Annotated in this window: 16 protein-coding genes; 2 read left to right on the top strand and 14 right to left on the bottom strand. The window is 64.8% G+C overall.

Annotation, left to right across the window (positions count from 1 at the left end; translation table 11 throughout):
- Nucleotides 1-39 precede the first annotated feature (39 nt).
- The 5 genes from N7E70_RS09105 to N7E70_RS09085 are packed head-to-tail and all read right to left on the bottom strand — an operon-like array spanning nucleotide 40 to nucleotide 4,475.
- On the bottom strand, nucleotides 40-1,521 hold the full coding sequence (locus N7E70_RS09105; protein ID WP_154386391.1) for a nucleotidyltransferase family protein: 1,482 nt from the start codon (nucleotides 1,519-1,521) through the stop codon (nucleotides 40-42).
- Nucleotides 1,521-2,195 (bottom strand): glycosyltransferase family 2 protein, encoded by a 675-nt coding sequence (locus N7E70_RS09100; protein WP_263006130.1) that lies wholly within the window; start codon nucleotides 2,193-2,195, stop codon nucleotides 1,521-1,523. The genes N7E70_RS09105 and N7E70_RS09100 overlap by 1 nt, the downstream gene beginning before the upstream one ends.
- Nucleotides 2,192-2,953 (bottom strand): glycosyltransferase family 2 protein, encoded by a 762-nt coding sequence (locus N7E70_RS09095; protein WP_263006129.1) that lies wholly within the window; start codon nucleotides 2,951-2,953, stop codon nucleotides 2,192-2,194. The genes N7E70_RS09100 and N7E70_RS09095 overlap by 4 nt, the downstream gene beginning before the upstream one ends.
- The gene (locus N7E70_RS09090) at nucleotides 2,950-4,020 is read right to left on the bottom strand and encodes a serine kinase (RefSeq protein ID WP_263006128.1); all 1,071 of its coding nucleotides are present in this window, start codon (nucleotides 4,018-4,020) and stop codon (nucleotides 2,950-2,952) included. Before N7E70_RS09090 ends, N7E70_RS09095 begins: the two co-directional genes overlap by 4 nt.
- A gap of 29 nt (nucleotides 4,021-4,049) precedes the next feature.
- Entirely contained in the window at nucleotides 4,050-4,475 is a 426-nt protein-coding gene (locus N7E70_RS09085) for a PqqD family protein (protein ID WP_067957941.1), read from the bottom strand.
- Between the two features lie 425 nt (nucleotides 4,476-4,900).
- On the opposite strand from N7E70_RS09085, the gene N7E70_RS09080 reads away from it, so the two are divergent.
- A complete protein-coding gene (locus N7E70_RS09080) occupies nucleotides 4,901-5,788 on the top strand; it encodes a glycosyltransferase (RefSeq protein WP_263006127.1) in 888 nt (295 codons plus the stop codon).
- A gap of 69 nt (nucleotides 5,789-5,857) precedes the next feature.
- On the opposite strand, the gene N7E70_RS09075 is transcribed toward N7E70_RS09080, so the two are convergent.
- The 9 genes from N7E70_RS09075 to N7E70_RS09035 form a co-directional block, all read right to left on the bottom strand.
- The gene (locus N7E70_RS09075; RefSeq protein ID WP_263006126.1) at nucleotides 5,858-6,586 is read right to left on the bottom strand and encodes a lipase family alpha/beta hydrolase; all 729 of its coding nucleotides are present in this window, start codon (nucleotides 6,584-6,586) and stop codon (nucleotides 5,858-5,860) included.
- Nucleotides 6,587-6,641: 55 nt separating this feature from the next.
- Complete coding sequence (locus N7E70_RS09070; RefSeq protein ID WP_067957933.1) at nucleotides 6,642-6,944, bottom strand: hypothetical protein; 303 nt, start codon at nucleotides 6,942-6,944, stop codon at nucleotides 6,642-6,644.
- Nucleotides 6,945-7,041: 97 nt separating this feature from the next.
- Nucleotides 7,042-7,929: a DUF1684 domain-containing protein gene (locus N7E70_RS09065; protein WP_246790428.1), complete on the bottom strand. Its 888-nt coding sequence runs from the start codon at nucleotides 7,927-7,929 to the stop codon at nucleotides 7,042-7,044.
- Between the two features lie 22 nt (nucleotides 7,930-7,951).
- Nucleotides 7,952-9,292, bottom strand: coding sequence for an acyl-CoA thioesterase/BAAT N-terminal domain-containing protein (locus tag N7E70_RS09060; protein WP_263006125.1), 1,341 nt, complete (start codon nucleotides 9,290-9,292; stop codon nucleotides 7,952-7,954).
- A gap of 37 nt (nucleotides 9,293-9,329) precedes the next feature.
- Complete coding sequence (locus N7E70_RS09055) at nucleotides 9,330-10,244, bottom strand: Ldh family oxidoreductase (RefSeq protein ID WP_263006124.1); 915 nt, start codon at nucleotides 10,242-10,244, stop codon at nucleotides 9,330-9,332.
- The gene (locus N7E70_RS09050) at nucleotides 10,241-10,954 is read right to left on the bottom strand and encodes a GntR family transcriptional regulator (RefSeq protein ID WP_067957918.1); all 714 of its coding nucleotides are present in this window, start codon (nucleotides 10,952-10,954) and stop codon (nucleotides 10,241-10,243) included. Before N7E70_RS09050 ends, N7E70_RS09055 begins: the two co-directional genes overlap by 4 nt.
- Nucleotides 10,955-10,975: 21 nt before the next feature.
- A complete protein-coding gene (locus N7E70_RS09045; RefSeq protein ID WP_067957915.1) occupies nucleotides 10,976-11,791 on the bottom strand; it encodes an ABC transporter permease in 816 nt (271 codons plus the stop codon).
- Nucleotides 11,788-12,558, bottom strand: coding sequence for an ABC transporter ATP-binding protein (locus N7E70_RS09040; RefSeq protein ID WP_263006123.1), 771 nt, complete (start codon nucleotides 12,556-12,558; stop codon nucleotides 11,788-11,790). Before N7E70_RS09040 ends, N7E70_RS09045 begins: the two co-directional genes overlap by 4 nt.
- A gap of 32 nt (nucleotides 12,559-12,590) precedes the next feature.
- The gene (locus N7E70_RS09035) at nucleotides 12,591-13,607 is read right to left on the bottom strand and encodes an ABC transporter substrate-binding protein (RefSeq protein ID WP_263006122.1); all 1,017 of its coding nucleotides are present in this window, start codon (nucleotides 13,605-13,607) and stop codon (nucleotides 12,591-12,593) included.
- A gap of 384 nt (nucleotides 13,608-13,991) precedes the next feature.
- On the opposite strand from N7E70_RS09035, the gene N7E70_RS09030 reads away from it, so the two are divergent.
- A complete protein-coding gene (locus N7E70_RS09030) occupies nucleotides 13,992-15,023 on the top strand; it encodes a substrate-binding domain-containing protein (protein WP_263006121.1) in 1,032 nt (343 codons plus the stop codon).
- Nucleotides 15,024-15,047: the final 24 nt, after the last annotated feature.

Genomic DNA, 15,047 nt, shown 5'->3' with positions numbered 1-15,047 from the left:
GTTGCGCGGAACTGCAGGCAGCGCAAACTGTTCTCCGGCTCAGCGAGCCGGCGAAACGGTCACCGAGACGATCTGGAACGGCACCGCACCATAGGTGGCGACCGTCTGCTCATGCTCCCACGCGCGGAACTGTCGCGACGGCCGCGCCGACAGCACCAACGCGCCATCCGCCTGGTCCGGCCGGATGGTACCGCGAAACCGCAAGGTCAGCCGGCCGCCTGATTTACCCAGCTTGCGATAGCGCAGCCGCGCGAAATGGCATTCGCCGCCATTCAGCTCCATCTCGATGCGACGGCGCACCGGCGGCACGTCCAGCCGCACGACGATGTCGATCTCGGCAGGCGCACCGCCAACTGCCGCCGGCGGCAACGGCACCTGCTGCGCCAGTGCCGGGGTGACCTGCCCCGCACCATCGCCCGCCTGTGTGCGCCGACCGTGCCAGACGACGCCGGGCAGCTCGCGCTCACGGACAGCGCGTTTCTTGCGCATGCGCAACTGCTTGGCGACACCGCGTGACAGCCAGGTCAGACCCTTGAAGTCGGTCCGCGGCTTGGCCTGCAGCAAGGCAGCGATACGGGCGGCGCCGGCGCGATCGGCCATGTCGACCACCTGCTCCAGCACATCGTCGGGAACCGGCACCGACATCTCTGCTTTCAGATAGCTCAGCGCCACCGCCGTCGGCACGGCAAGGTGCCTGCGGGCGACGACGTCGCAAAGCACGGCCCAGTCGACGCCGCCGGCGCGGATCGCCGAGGCCGTGTCGACCAGCCAGTCGCTGTGGGTATGAGCGTCGAGGCCGCCATGGCCGATCGCCAGCGTCACCCGGTCGGCGGTCGAAGGGACCAGCACGTCGAGACTGGTGAAGGAGGCCGGCGTGGCGCGCTGCCAAACCGCAGCGTCGTCCGCCTCATCTGCCTGCGACCAGTCATAAGCGACCTGGTGCAGATCGATGTCGCCATAGCTGCCCTTGAAGAAATTCATCGACCGCACCGCAGCTAACCGCGGCTTGAGATATTGGGGACTGACCCCTGTCGACACCTGCCAGTCGCCATGACGCAGCATGTCGAAGGCGGCCACCATGTGCTCGGGGTGCACAAGGATGTCGATGTCGTGCGCCACCCGACCGCGCTGTGCCGCCGGCTCCACCGCGATGCGGCTCGCGCCCTTGAGCAGCATGATCGGCACGCCGGCCGCGACGATGGCCCTCAGTGCGGGCTCGGCCTCGCGCATGGCAAGCCGCGACTTGGTCCACAGCATCTTCTGCAGGCCAGCGAGACGCGGATAGGCGGGATGCATCGCCAGCGCCTTGCCGAACCGGTCGGCGATCGCGGCAAGCAGCCTGTGCTCGCGGAACTCGACGGCATCGATGTCGTTGGCATCGAGCCACCGCAAGGCCTGCGTCTGCGCGACCGCATGGTCCGGCAACAGCACCGCCTTGAGCAACTGGTCGAGACCGTTTGTCGGCCATGCCCAGCCATAGTCGGGGAAGCGCCGGCCGATGCGGCGTGACGTGGATGCCATCAGCCCTGTCCGGCGTTCTTGAGCTTGCGCCGCAGCATGGCCATTCTTGCGACCTCGAGATAGCCGCGGTCGCGCTCGGGATCGCGGCCGTAGGACATGCTTCCCGGCAGGATCCGGCGCAGGGCCAGGACCTCATCGATCATGCCGAGCTGGTGGCCGTCTTCGCGGGCCCGGCCAAGCCAGTCGACCATTTCACCGCGGTTGCCTGGCGGGTCGATCACCGGGCCGACGGAAAGCGCCACCTGGCTACGGACCAACATCGTCGTGCGCGACCAGCCGGGCGTCACCTTGCCGGTGCCATCGTCTGGTTCGCCATGCCGAAAGGTTCGCCACTGCGTGAACACGGCAGCCAGCTGCGGCGCCTCTTCCAGCCTGCGAAACTGACGCTCGATCTTGTCGCCAAGCCACAGATCGTCGGCGTCGACAGTTGCAATGAAGGGCGCCCTGGCCAGCGCGAAGCCGCGCGTCGTGGCACTGCCCGGTCCGGAGTTGTCCTGCCTGACATATCGGACCGGAACGCCCGATTGCCGCGTCACCGCCTCGGTCTCGTCGGTCGAGCCGTCATCGACGACGATGATCTCGGCAGGCGGCACTGTCTGCGCGGCAACCGAGCGCAGCGTCTCGGCGATCGTGCGGGCCGCGTTCCAGGCGGGAATGACGACGCTGTAGCTCATGGCCGCAGCGGCGCCCCATCGCCCGACGGATGCGCCACCTGGATGAAACCTCTGAGGTCGCCGAGCGTCGGGTCGGCCTTGCGGCGGCGCATCGATTTCTGCATCGCCTTGAGGAACTCCCGCCGCGACTCGGCGACGTTCCGGGTCAGATTGTGTTCATGGCGGCGGTAGTAGAGCGCGATCGTGTCGGGAAAGACAAATCGCGCCCTCTGCTCGAAGATGCGAAACAGGAAGTCGGTGTCCTCTGCCTGCGCCAGCTCCTCGTCGAAATCGCCGATCCGCGCGATCAGGCTGCGCCGATAGATGCCGGCCGACAGATGCACGCCGCGAAAGATGCGGTCGTCGCATCCTGCAACCGGCTCGAGCGTCTCGTCGTCGATCTGGTCGACCATGCGCATGTAGGAATAGGTGAGTTCGAGCGCCGGATCGGTCTTGAAATAGGCAAGGTCGGCGGCAAAGCGCCCGGCGGGTGAGATGTCGTCGGAATCGATGAAGGAGACGAACTCGGTGTCGTCAGAGAGCCGGCGCAGGCCGGCATTGCGCGCCTTGGTCACGCCTGAATTGGCTTGTGAGAACAGGCGGATCGGCGCGCCGTCGGCGATGAATGACCGCACAGCCGCCACGGTACCGTCGACCGAGCCGTCGTCGATGACGATGATGTCGAGCTGCGCGGCGTCGCTCTGTCGCAAAACCGAGCGCAGCGCCGAGCCGATGTAGCTCTCGCGGTTGTAGACGGGCAGCACGATGCCCAGCTTCATGAATTGCCCCTGTCCAGAAACGCGGCGATCGTATCCGCGATCTCGTTGCCGCGCGTGCCCAGTGTCAGAGTGTAGCACGGCAACCGACGTGTCAGCTCGCCAAAGAAACGAAATCCGCTTTCGCGTTCGCCCGGCATCTGCGCGATGCCGGACGGCGCCAGCGCCATAAGCGCGTCCTTGCGCGCAAGCGGCGTGATGGTGCTTTGCGCGGCGCCCGATATCTGCGGCACAAGCAGCGCCACGATGTCGAGTTCACTGGCGACGCCACGCGGGCAAATGTCCTGCACCCTGAACTGATACTTGCCCTGCCAGTTGAGCAGGCCCGGATCGGGCAGCAGCCGGGCTAGCCCAAGCCGATCGAAGCCCGCCCGGTCCTGCTTGAGGGTCGTGAACAATGGGCGCGCCAGCGAACGGTCACCGTCGAATTCGACCAGCACGTAGTCGTCACCGACGCTGTCGAGCCCGGCAAGCAGGCCCGAAGCGACCGTGCCCGACTTGCCGGCGCCGCCGGCCCCGGCCAGCAGCACGCCCCTGCCGCCCTTGCCGAGCGTTCCGGCATGCGTGAGGCGCATGCCGCGCGCCGCATATTCCCAATGCAGGAAGCAGCGCAGCGGGGCACCGAACTCCCATGGCGGGCAGCCGTCGGCGGACCGCATGAGCTGCACGCCCAGCTGTCTCTCGACATCGTAGAACTGCCAGTAGCTGAGGTCGTGGAAGTAATGGCCGCGCAGGCCGTTGGCTTCGAGCCGCTCGGAAAACATGTTCGGATGAAACAGCGCCTCGCCCCACAACGCCGGCTGCGGAATCGAGCCAATGCCAGGGTGGGCGAGAAAAATCCGCCCCGGCGTCGCCGGTCGTCCGGCAGCTATCTCTGCAACCATGCCGTGGCCAAGCGCCCTCGCCAGTTCGCCGTGATCGGAAAACACGTCGATCGCCAGGCCGGGCAGCTCGACCCGGCTTTTCCCGGGAAAGGCATCGGCATTCGCCTCGCAGGCGGCGAGGAGCTCGCGCGCATAGTCGGCAAGATCGTCAAGGGTTACACTCGCATCGGAACCTGAAGGCAGCAAGTGGTATCGAAATGCGCCGGAAACCGGCGCTACTGCTTCACCGCCGGCCAGCCGGCAGGCTCGTCGACGTCGTGGATCGGGTCGACCATCACCAGGTCGGCGAGCTCGTCGTGCATGTCGATCTTGAGCCCCTCGCGGGCCGCCGCCAGGCGCTGCGCGAGCTCGGGCGACAATGCGGCCGATGCCATGCCGGTCGCAGGCGAAAGCAGTCCATACTCGTTCAGCCTGGCAATGAAAGCATCCAGGTCGGCGGCGGAAAGCTGTCCGCTGCCGCAGGTGCGGCCGACCAGACTTGCCGGCGGAACCTGTGCGATCAGCGCTTCCCATACACAGCTGCCGCTGTCGGAGAAGCCGAAATACCTGCCGCTGGCGAGGTCGAGAACGACCGCGTCACCATCGAACGTCTCATAGACGATGTCGTTGCCCGAGACCGCGTAAATTGTCGAATACCCCACGCCTACCCTACCCCTAGGTTTTTTCCCGGCAAACTGCTTATCAAGCAAATGCACATATAAGCAACAGCTGCGGGCCGAGATATCTATAGGGTTGCATTGCAAAACGCAATACTCGCGTCCAGATTGTTTTTGGTGGCAATTTTCGGCACCTCTCCGTGGCCCTTCTCTGTCGGGTGGTTCCCATGCGATAGGTGAGCCTTGGATGGGCACGGCTTGTGGGCAACATGCGACTGAAGAACAAGCTGAGGCTAGCTTACCGAACCCGAATCCACGCCGGACCCGGCTTTGCACCTGATGCAGCGACAAGGGCTGGAGCAGAACTCAGGATGGCAGCGGGGCGGCTCGACGACGGCTCGTGCCCCGTATTTACCTCCTCGATGCTCAATCACGCGCCACTCGGCGTTGCGAACTATCTTGGATCTCGCTTGGCCGCCCGCCCTGCCCTGTTTCTCGTCTGGTTCACTTGGGCGATGCGCAAGGAGCGGCAGGTCCTGCGGACGCTGACCGCTGAGCGGCTCTATCGCCGCCGCTTTCCCGAGCATCGCTTCGTCTTCATGTGCAACGAACTCGAGGAAGTCGCGCTATTTCGCGAGCATGGACTGAACGCGCTGTTCTGCAGCCACAATGCCCTGGCCGACGAACAGACGTTCAAGCCCGTATCTGGTGTCGAGAACACCTACGATGCCTTCTACAACGCCATGATCAGTCCCTGGAAACGCCGTCACCTGGCCCGGTTGGTGCCAAGCGCCGCGCACGTCTTCTACGAATCGCGCCTCACCGGACGACAGAAGACCGCCGATCTGCTCGACGAGCTCAAGCGCATGATGCCAGCGCATCACTTTCTCAACCCGCACGATGGCCACCGCATCGAGAAGCTCGATTGGCAGGCGATCAACGCCGTCATGGCGGCGAGCGCCACCGGCCTGTGCCTGTCGGCGGAAGAAGGCGCGATGTATGCCAGCATCGAATACCTGCTTGCCGGCCTGCCCGTCGTCTCGACGCCCTCGATCGGCGGCCGCCATATCTTCGGCGACCCCGAGACATGGCTGACAGTGGAACCCACTGAAGAAGCGGTTCGCGACGGCGTCGCTCAGATGAAAGCGCGGAACGTGCCGCGCGAGCGCGTCCGCGCCGTCACGCTTGCCAAGGTCCACGAACATCGCAAGCGGCTGCGCGCCTGCGTCCTGGTGGAGACCGATGGCCGGGTCGACCTGCCTGACGACTATGGCCACGCCGTCTATCGCCGTCTCAACAACTGGCAGCGCGGGCTCGATTTCGAGCGCATGCTCATCGACGACTACCACGGCGAGTGACGCCGATGCGGTACTTCCTGCCAGCTGTTCAGGACTTTTGCAGCAACCAACCCGCCGGGCCTTCCCCGCTCAGTTGCCCAGCCCGCGCCGCAGCAGTTCGCCCAATGTCAGTTGGTGGTCGAACCGTCCGTCGCGCAGGAAGTTGATCGTCTGGGCGATGACCAGCGGATTGTTCATCATGAAGGTGTGGGTGGTCGGCAGCACGATGTGGTCGACCATGCCGGCGAGCCTGGTGCTTTCCACCGACACCTTGCCGTCATTGGGCCCGTCGAACATCGTCGACAGGATCGGGTTCACGCTGCGGTCACCGGCGATGATGCCGACCTCGAAATCCGCAGCACCGAGCTGGTTCGGAACGCTGTCCGGCCCCGTGCCGAGCTGCATGCCGGCGGGGCCATTGAGCATCTCGAACAACTTGAGTCCGCCGAGCGTGTCGACGACCTCGGAGCCGTGGTTGGGCGGCGCAAGCATCACCACCCGGCCGAGATTTGGCGGCCGGTTGTCCTTCAGCCAGGCCCGGAGCAGGATACCGCCCATCGAATGGGTGACGAAGTTGACCCTGGCTGCCGGACCGCACTTTGCCGCCGACGTACCGACATGGGCGATCAACTGCCCGATTGGCGCCTCGACCGAAGGATAGGTGTCGCTGACGACGGCGTAGTCGAGTTTGGTGAATGTCTCTTCCATCAGCAGGAAGGACACGTCGGAGCGCGCGAGGCCATGCAGCAGCACGACGCAGTCTTGCGCAAAGGCGGCCGACGACATCAGCGACAACAACAGGGCAGACAACAGTCGCATGCGCGAAGCTAGACCGGATTGCCCGATAGCCTCAAGGACGAGATCATGAGCCGCCTCAGGGAACGTCGTCGCTGGCGGCAGGCCCGCCCTCGCCCTCGAGCATCGACAGTCTTTTGGTCACCGACCGGCTGAACTTCAGGCGCACGCCCGCGCCATTGCCGCCCTCCTCGGGGATGAAGACGGCGCCGTAATGTTCCAATGCCGCCTGAAGCGCGCCAATGGCGGCATCGTCCGGGATGCCGGTCTTGCGTTCGAAGGCCTCGATATCGGCCTCGTCGACGCTGGAGGCGACGGCAAGCCGTTGCCGGCTGATTTCCACCAGCGCACGCGCCGCCCTGCACATCGCTCCCGTCATCATCGCCCGCGCCTCCTGTCGAAACAGAAGTGATTGCAAATGGCGAGGTGTCTGTCACCCCACCACATCGGGAACCGCACGCGCGAGCGGCAAATGCCTGTCAGGCGGCGTCTGTGCCAGCCTGATAGGTCATCGTCCTGACCACGTCCCGCGCCGGGCGCTTTTCACCGGCGAGAACCTCGAAATCGAGCTGGTTCTCGCGCGGGACCAGCGGACAGGTGACGAAGTTGGTGAAGGCGCATGGCAGCGCCACCGCATAGTTGAAATCGATCCAGTCGATGCGGCTGTTGGTGCCGTCGGTGAACTGCAGTTCGATGACGCGGCCGGCACCGTAGGTGACGGGGCCACTGGTCTTGTCGCGGACATGGGCCACCGGCTGCACGCCCGTTGCCGTGTCCTTGCCGATCAGCTCGATGGTATAGCTCTTGCCATTGTGCTCGAAGGTGAAGGTGCCGATCCGCGGCGTCGATTCACGCACGCCGGCTTCGACGGTTTCCGCCTCGTATTCGGTGATATCAGTCGGCGTGTAGACGCCGGGAATACGCCATGCTGGATCGTAGTCGAATGCGGAAACGCCCGCCTCCTCCACCGTCGTCGCCACGCGCGGATCGCGCACGCGCACACCATAAAGCGACTTGCCGTCATTCCTGCTGCGCAGGATAGCTTCGACCTCGTTGACACCGAAATAGACGGGCTCGCTTTTGCCGTGGCCATAGGTCTGGTTGCGGCCCGGAATGATCTCGATCGGCTCGGTCGGATAGGTGCCATTGACGGAGAGGTTCGGCCCCGAAGCGGGCGGGGTGAACATGACCTTGCTGTCCTCGACCGACCAGGTTCCGGGGAGCAGGTCGAAGCTGACGTCCTTGTCGCCGGCTTCCAGCCAGTACTGGGCGACCAGCGAGGTCCAGCCATAAGGCCGGAACATCTTGGCGACATGAGCGTAGCGCCATTCGCGCCACTGGCCTTCCAAATGTTCTCTTGTGGGCATGTTCGTCTCCCTTTCGAAGAATTCAGCTTTTTGCGTGGGCATTCTGGTGGGTGGCGGCCCCGGTGATCTCGTCCAGGAAGGCGAGCATGCCGCGCCAAGAGCCGGTGTCGGCCCTCGAATTGCCGGAGGGCGTGCCGCCATTGGTGTAAGGGACCTTCGACACCGGATGCAGGCGACTGATCTGGGTCGACGGCACGATCGGCAGGTTGATGGCGTGACCGGCATCGTCGAAATCGAGATGCCTGACCAGATGACGATGGTCGTGCTTCCGCAAGGCCGAAGCGACCATGCGGGAATAGAGGCTGGACGGCCAGGCGCGGTCGTCACGGCCCGAGATCAGCAGCACCGGACCCGCAATGTTCTCGACTGGAATGCGCGCGCGGGCCGCAAGCTTGGTGTCCTTCAAGCCTTCGAAGAAGACCGAGTGATGCCGGCTGGGCGGAGCCTCGCCGGCCCAGGGATGCCAGTGCACGGCGGCATTGTCCTGCCACAGATGAGGCAGCGGAACGCCGCCCCTTGTCCAGGTCGTGCCTTGCCAGCCGCCACGTGCCGGATCGCCCGCGCCCTGGGCGCCATGGACCACAGCACCTGGCACGAAAGCAATCACGGCGGAGACCAGTTCAGGGAACGTGGCGCCGAGCAGCAGCGCGAGTTCGCCGCCGCGCGACTGGCCGCTGACAGCGACGAAGCCGTCTTTCGGCTGGAGCTCTCGACGCGCCCAGCGCAGGCCGGCCTCGAGATATTCGAGCGGTGTTTCGGTGATGAAGGGCGACAACCCCGGCGCCTTGAAGTAGCCGAGCGCAAAGGCCTGGTAACCACGGGACGCAAGCAGTGCTGCGCGCGGTTCGTTAATGCCGCCGCCCGAGCCGTTGAGCACCATGACGACCGGATGCGGTCCCGGCCCGGCGGGCGTGAACAGCGTGCCGACCAATCCGTCGTCGCGGATCTCGCATCGCTCCACTCCAGGCGCGGCGAAAGCCTGAAAAAGCCTGGCCTCGGCCCGCACGCCACCGGCGGTTTCGGCTGTCAGCGTCGTCGCCATGGGCTGCATGATATCGTCGGCGAAGAGCTCGGCGCTGGTGCTGTCGACCGGCTGCTGGCTCCAGATCAGGCCCATGGCTGCAACTTCGGCATAGTCTCCGCCGACCGGCGCGTCGCGGGCCAGGTCGACCACGCCGTCGGCGTCCGCCATGAAGGTCGCCTGGCTCATCCAGGTCACGCCATGCGCCCGCTCGGTGCGGGCAGAGACGGCGACGAGTTCGTCAGGGACGAGGCCGGAGACGACGATCTGCCGCGGCTCGTCAATCAGGCCGTCCAAGGCATCGATGGATAAGACAGGTGCTGAAACGGGCTTTGTGGTCATCTGGCTTACAAACTCTGCATCTGGCTGACCGGCGTGGTCATCGGCCTGGCTGGATCGTCATGCGGGCGAGAGAGGTGTCGAGACGCTGGACGAAATCGTCGTCCAGCACGGCCTCGGGTGCCGCGCGGCCGCCACGCGGCCAGTGACCGCCGCCCTCGATCCAGTCGCCCTTCAGCCCGGCCAGCCTGGCTTGCCAGTCGATGCCTTCACCCGCGCGTGACGGATCGAAGGCAAGCAGGAACACGCCCCGGCCTTTCGGATCTCCCCTGCCGCCACCCGCGACGCCGGCCATGAGCTGGACCACCAATCCGAGCAGCGAGCCGATCTGGCCGCCACGCGGCAGCAATGCCGCAACCTCGGCGGCGATTCTGGTCGGCCGTCCTTCGCCATCCAGGGCGATCCCCTCAGGCAAGGGCGCGCCCGAAGCACGGGCGTTGCGGATATCGGCCATGGTTGCCGTGCTGGTGGCGACATCGATGACGACGCGTTCGGAACCCTGCCCTATGGCAAGCGCCAGCGGATTGGTGCCGATCACCGGACGGGTACCGCCATGTGACGCGACGAAAGGCGGGCCTTCCGCGCCGGCGATGCCGAGCAGGCCGCCATCTGCGAGATGGCGAACGAAGGGTGCGAGCCGGCCAAAGCCCCTGACACCGCGCAGGAACACCGCGGCGACGCCGAACTGCCTGGCGGCCTCGGCAAGGTCGAGCGTGGCGCTGGCGACCGCCAGCGGCGCAAAGCATGAGGCACAGTCGAGCCAGCCTATGGCCTGCGAGCTCTCGCGTGCCGGCACCGGCGCTGCATCGACAGTCCATTCGTCGAGCATGGCGATGCCGAAACGCGGCAGGCCGAGCGCATCGGCCTCGACCAGCGCCGAAGCCGCGAGCTGCGCTGCCGGGCCGCCGCCAAGGGCTGCCGCCAACCGGCCGGCCGCATCAGGGATCGCGATCATTCGGCCGGGCTCCGCGCTGCGCCGCCAAGCTGGATCTCGCTTGCCGAGAGGTAGCCCAGCGTCATCAGACGCTCGATCAGGAACTCCCTGGAGTGCTTGATATGGGCGAACTCGATCGCCGCGGCCCGCTCGCCGTCGCCGGCCGCAATCGCATCGACCAGTGCCGTGTGCTCGTCGGAATGCTCGCCTGCCTTGACGGTGAAATCGATGGCAAAGCGCAGCAGGCGTTCGAGCTCGTCGAACAGTGTCTCCGAAAGCGCGACGACACGCTTATTGCGGCTGCAGCGGGCAATGGCGAGGTGAAAGCGCCGAGCCACCTGCTGCATGGTGCCGATATCCATCGGCTCGGCATATTCCCTCACGATCTGGCGCAGCAGCGCGATTTCCGCCGGCGTGGCGTAACGTGCCGCCTGCCGCGCCGCATGCGGTCCGATCGCGGCGCGCATGTCGAGGATGTCGTGCACCGCCTGGAAGGTGATGGGAGCGACGCGATAGCCGCTGCGCGGCAGGATCGTCACCAGTCCATCGGCGGCAAGCTTCTGCATGGCATCGCGCACTGGCGTCTTCGACACCTCGTACTTGCCGGCGATTGAGGCAGCATCAAGCGTCGTCCCCGGCACGATCTCGCAACGCATGATCTCCTGGCGGAGCGCCAGATAGATGCGCTCGGAAACGGGTGCATTCACGGTGGGGTCGGCGTCGACGATCATGAGCTTGTGCTCCTCAGCCCCTCAGTGTTTTGCCCAGGGCACGAAACGCCGTTCCAGCGCCTCGAGCGCGAGAATGGTGAGATAACCCAGGGCCGAGATCACCACGATGCCGACGAACATGCGCGACACCGCAAAGGTCTGCCACGACGCCCAGATGAAGAAGCCGACGCCGCTGCGCGCGCCAAGGAATTCCGCCGCCGCGATGATGATGTAGGACGACCCCGCGGCCAACCGGAGCCCGGTGAAGATGTTGGGCAGAGCCGACGGCAGTGCAATGCGGAAAAATGTCTGGAAGCGCGTAGCGCCGGCGTTCTTGGCAACGTCGAGATAGATCTGCGGCGTCTGCATCACCCCGCCCATCGTGTTGTAGAGCAAGAGGAAGAACACGCCGATGGCGATGACGACGAATTTCGAGGCGTCTCCGACGCCGAAGATCAACAGGATCAGCGGCAAAATGGCGATCTTCGGCACCGGATAGAGTGCGGCGAAGATCGGCCCGAGCACCCGCCGCGCCGGCTGCGACAGGCCGAGGATCAGGCCGAGCAGAATGCCCGGTACGGCACCCATGACATAGCCGACCGAGACGCGGCGCAGCGTGGCACCGATATGGTCGAAGATTTCGAAGCTGGCGATCATCTGCCAGGCGGTGCCGGCAATGGCACTCGGCGGGGGGAAGAAGCGCCGGTCGATGACATTGAGCTGCGAGGCGATCTCCCATAGCAACAACAACAGGATCGGGCTGAAATAGGAGATGGTGCGGAACAGCCGCTCACGCTGGGCCGGAGCCTTGAGCTGGCGGATCTGTTCTTCGGTCAGCTTTGCGGTGATGAGGCTCATGCGTGGCGCTCCGGCGAAGTTGAGGCCAACAGCCGCCAGACCTCATAGGTGAGGTCCCAGAAACGCTTGTCGCGGCGCATCTCTACGACGTCGCGCGGCCGGTCGAAGGGGACAGTGAGATCGGCGATAATGGTGCCGGGGCGCGGCGACATCACCAACACCCGGTCGGCCAGTGTCAGCGCTTCGTCGACGCTGTGGGTGATGAACACGACGGTCTTGCCCGTCGTCTCCCAGATGCGCAGCAATTCCTGCTGCAGCACCAGCCGCGTCTGTTCATCGAGTGCGCCGAACGGCTCGTCCATCAACAGGATCTCGCGGTCGTCGACAAGCGCGCGCGCCACCGAGACGCGCTGCTTCATGCCGCCGGACAGCCGGTGCGGCAGCGCATCGGCAAAGTCGGTCAGCCCGGTCAGTTCGAGCAGTTCGTCGACGCGCATCCGCCGCTTTTCGGCAGAAACGCCCTGCAGGCTGAGCGGAAAGCCGACATTCTCGCGCACGGTGAGCCAGGGCAGCACCGACGCCTCCTGGAACACCATCGCTGGCGGGTTTTCGCTCCGCATGTCGATGCTGCCGCCGAGCTTGCTTTCAAGCCCGGCGAGGATGCGCAGCACCGTCGTCTTGCCGCAGCCGCTGGGACCGACGATGCAGACGAATTCGCCGCGCTTGACCTCGAACTCGACCTCGTAGGCAGCGACGGTCGTGCGGTCGCTGTCGGCGTCGTAGAAGGCCTTGGTGAGGTTGCGCACCTCGATCGCCGTTTCGCTCATCGTACCCGCCCCTTGCGGCAACGCGGCCTGGGTCACTTCTTGCCCACCAGTTCGTTGGCGCGCTTCAGCAGGTCGCTGCGATAGACCGAGGAGATGTCGACGTCGCCCTTGTATTCGAGGTCGCCGCGCTGGCGGAAGAATGCCTCCTGCTCACGCACCGAGTTCAAGTCGATCGACCCGTCTTCCGAACGAATGGTGTAGGCTATGCCCTGAAGCAGCGATTTTTCCGTGCCGGTGTAGCGGGCGACGATGTCGAGCACCTTCTCGTCCTTCCAACCGCCATTGTCGAGCTGGCGCGCAGCCTTGAGATAGGCAGCGAGGAAATTGACGACGGCATCCTCGTGGCCCTCCACGAACTCCTTGTTGAACGCGATGAAGCCAAGTTCGGTGCCGAAGGTATGGTCCTCGACGAGGCGACGACCCAAGCCTTCGCGCTCGAGCTGCAGGGCGAAGGGTTCGATGCTCCAGCCGGCCTCGAGGCCGCCATTGGCGAAGGCGGCGGCAGTCGCAGGCGGCGGCAGGTAGATCGCCTCGACGTCGTCGACGGTCAGACCACCCTTTTCCAGCGCCTTGGCGACCGAATACATGCCAAAGCCGCCAGGCCCTGGAATACCGACACGCTTGCCCTTGAGGTCGGCGACCGTCTTGATGCCTTCGTCCCAGGCCTTCTGCGAGACCATGAAGGGCGACGGCGACGGCACCGTGTCGGGCATCTTGGCCGAGGTCGCGACGATGGCGACCGTGGCGCCCGCATTGATCGAATTGAACAGCCCGGCACCCCAGGTCGCAGCGCCCGCCTGGACGTTGCCTGAGGCCAGCATCTGGATCGTCTCGGCAGTGCCGCTCTTCGGCGACAGGGTCACGTCGACGCCGTATTCGTCGAAATAGCCGAGGTCCTCGGCGAGGAAGAACGGCGCATAGTCGGCAAAGGGCGAATAGAGGAATTCGATCTTCGGCTTGTCCTCAGCCAGCGCGCCGCTGGCGGCTCCGGCCAGAAGGCCCGCGGCGAGAGCCGAGACAATAAACCCGCGACGATTGACGGCAAACATAAGAACCCTCTCCATTGAGCGATCAGCCAGACTTTGATGTCCTGGATTTTGCAACTGATGCATCACATGGCGAAGGTGATATTTTCTAATTGGATTGGCAAGTGGAAAAATCTCATCCGCGAAGGTTGGCCATGGCAGCACGCCGGCACAAAGGTCTAGCTTGTAGCGACCACAGAGACCCGACCAGCCCCGGCGCAAATTCAGAATCGCGAGGCTTGATCTGAAATATATTTCAGTATATGAATTTTATTGACATATGCTGGGTGAGCTGTAATCTCCAGACCGTCGGCTTTCGGGAGGAAGTCCGGCGGCAATCAATCCACATAGCGGCGCCTGGGGCGCCCGCGACGGTCATTGAGGATGGCTTCGGCCAAGGGAGGAAACTTGCGCAAATTTCTGAGCACGCTCGCAATCGCGGCGGCTGCGTCGACCTGTTTGGCTTCGACCCAGGCGCTTGCCGAAAACGCCAACCCGTTCAAGTGCGAGCCGGGTGAGAAATACGTCATGAACGTCATGGTCTCGGGCGTCGAATACTGGTTCCCGGTCTATGAGATGTTCAAGCAGGCCGGCCAGCAGTTCGGCTGCGAGACGGAATACACCGGCACGCCCGAATACGACGTCAACAAGCAGATCGCCACCTTCGACCAGGCGCTCGCCCAGAAGCCGGCCGGCATCCTGGTCCATCCGATGAACTCCGATCCGTTCATCGAGCCGATCAACCGCGCCATCGAACAGGGCACCGCCGTCGTCACCTTCGCCGCCGACTCGCCCAACTCCAAGCGCACCTCGTTCATCACGTCGGACAACCTGGCCGAAGGCACCTACGCCGCCGACGCCGTTGCCAAGGCGATGGACGGCAAGGGTGAATATGCTGTGCTGGAAAACCCCGGCCAGGACAACCATGACAAGCGCATCTCGGCCTTCATCGCCCGCATGGAAGCCAAATGGCCCGACATGAAGCTGGTCGGCCGCGCTGCCTCGAACCAGGACCCGACCAAGGCCTATCAGGCCGTTCTCAGCCTCGCCCAGGCGCATCCTGACCTCGGTGCGGTGTTCATGCCGGAAGCCAACTCGGCCATCGGCGCTGCCCAGGCGGCCAAGGAAGGCGGCGGCAAGATCAAGGTCATGCTCGCCGACGTCAACGCCAAGATCCTCGACATGATCAAGGCCGGCGAGATCTACGGTTCGGTCAACCCCAACCAGGGCATGCAGGGCTACATGGGCTTCATGCTGCTGTGGCTGGCCGCGCACCCCAACCTGATCGACCCGATGAACGACACCAAGCGCTCGGGCGCCAACGGCATGAGCGTGCCCTTCGTCGACAATGGCTTCTCCATCGTGACAGCCGAAAACGCCGACGACTTCTACTGGGACAAGTACCTCAAGCGTCGCGGCACCAAGGGCATCGAGGAATAAGCTCGACCGCCCTGCCCCGACATC

This window comes from Aminobacter sp. NyZ550 (assembly GCF_025628925.2).
GTDB lineage: Bacteria > Pseudomonadota > Alphaproteobacteria > Rhizobiales > Rhizobiaceae > Aminobacter > Aminobacter ciceronei.
Note: the sequence above shows the minus strand (reverse complement) of the source record. Positions and strands in the feature narration are given on the sequence as shown.

Bases quoted from the DNA above. Each gene is read 5' to 3' on its own strand.
- N7E70_RS09105 (WP_154386391.1), bottom strand. From the start codon at position 1,521: ATGGCATCCACGTCACGCCGCATCGGCCGGCGCTTCCCCGACTATGGC.
- N7E70_RS09100 (WP_263006130.1), bottom strand. From the start codon at position 2,195: ATGAGCTACAGCGTCGTCATTCCCGCCTGGAACGCGGCCCGCACGATC.
- N7E70_RS09095 (WP_263006129.1), bottom strand. From the start codon at position 2,953: ATGAAGCTGGGCATCGTGCTGCCCGTCTACAACCGCGAGAGCTACATC.
- N7E70_RS09075 (WP_263006126.1), bottom strand. From the start codon at position 6,586: ATGCGACTGTTGTCTGCCCTGTTGTTGTCGCTGATGTCGTCGGCCGCC.
- N7E70_RS09070 (WP_067957933.1), bottom strand. From the start codon at position 6,944: ATGATGACGGGAGCGATGTGCAGGGCGGCGCGTGCGCTGGTGGAAATC.
- N7E70_RS09065 (WP_246790428.1), bottom strand. From the start codon at position 7,929: ATGCCCACAAGAGAACATTTGGAAGGCCAGTGGCGCGAATGGCGCTAC.
- N7E70_RS09060 (WP_263006125.1), bottom strand. From the start codon at position 9,292: ATGACCACAAAGCCCGTTTCAGCACCTGTCTTATCCATCGATGCCTTG.
- N7E70_RS09055 (WP_263006124.1), bottom strand. From the start codon at position 10,244: ATGATCGCGATCCCTGATGCGGCCGGCCGGTTGGCGGCAGCCCTTGGC.
- N7E70_RS09050 (WP_067957918.1), bottom strand. From the start codon at position 10,954: ATGATCGTCGACGCCGACCCCACCGTGAATGCACCCGTTTCCGAGCGC.
- N7E70_RS09045 (WP_067957915.1), bottom strand. From the start codon at position 11,791: ATGAGCCTCATCACCGCAAAGCTGACCGAAGAACAGATCCGCCAGCTC.
- N7E70_RS09040 (WP_263006123.1), bottom strand. From the start codon at position 12,558: ATGAGCGAAACGGCGATCGAGGTGCGCAACCTCACCAAGGCCTTCTAC.
- N7E70_RS09035 (WP_263006122.1), bottom strand. From the start codon at position 13,607: ATGTTTGCCGTCAATCGTCGCGGGTTTATTGTCTCGGCTCTCGCCGCG.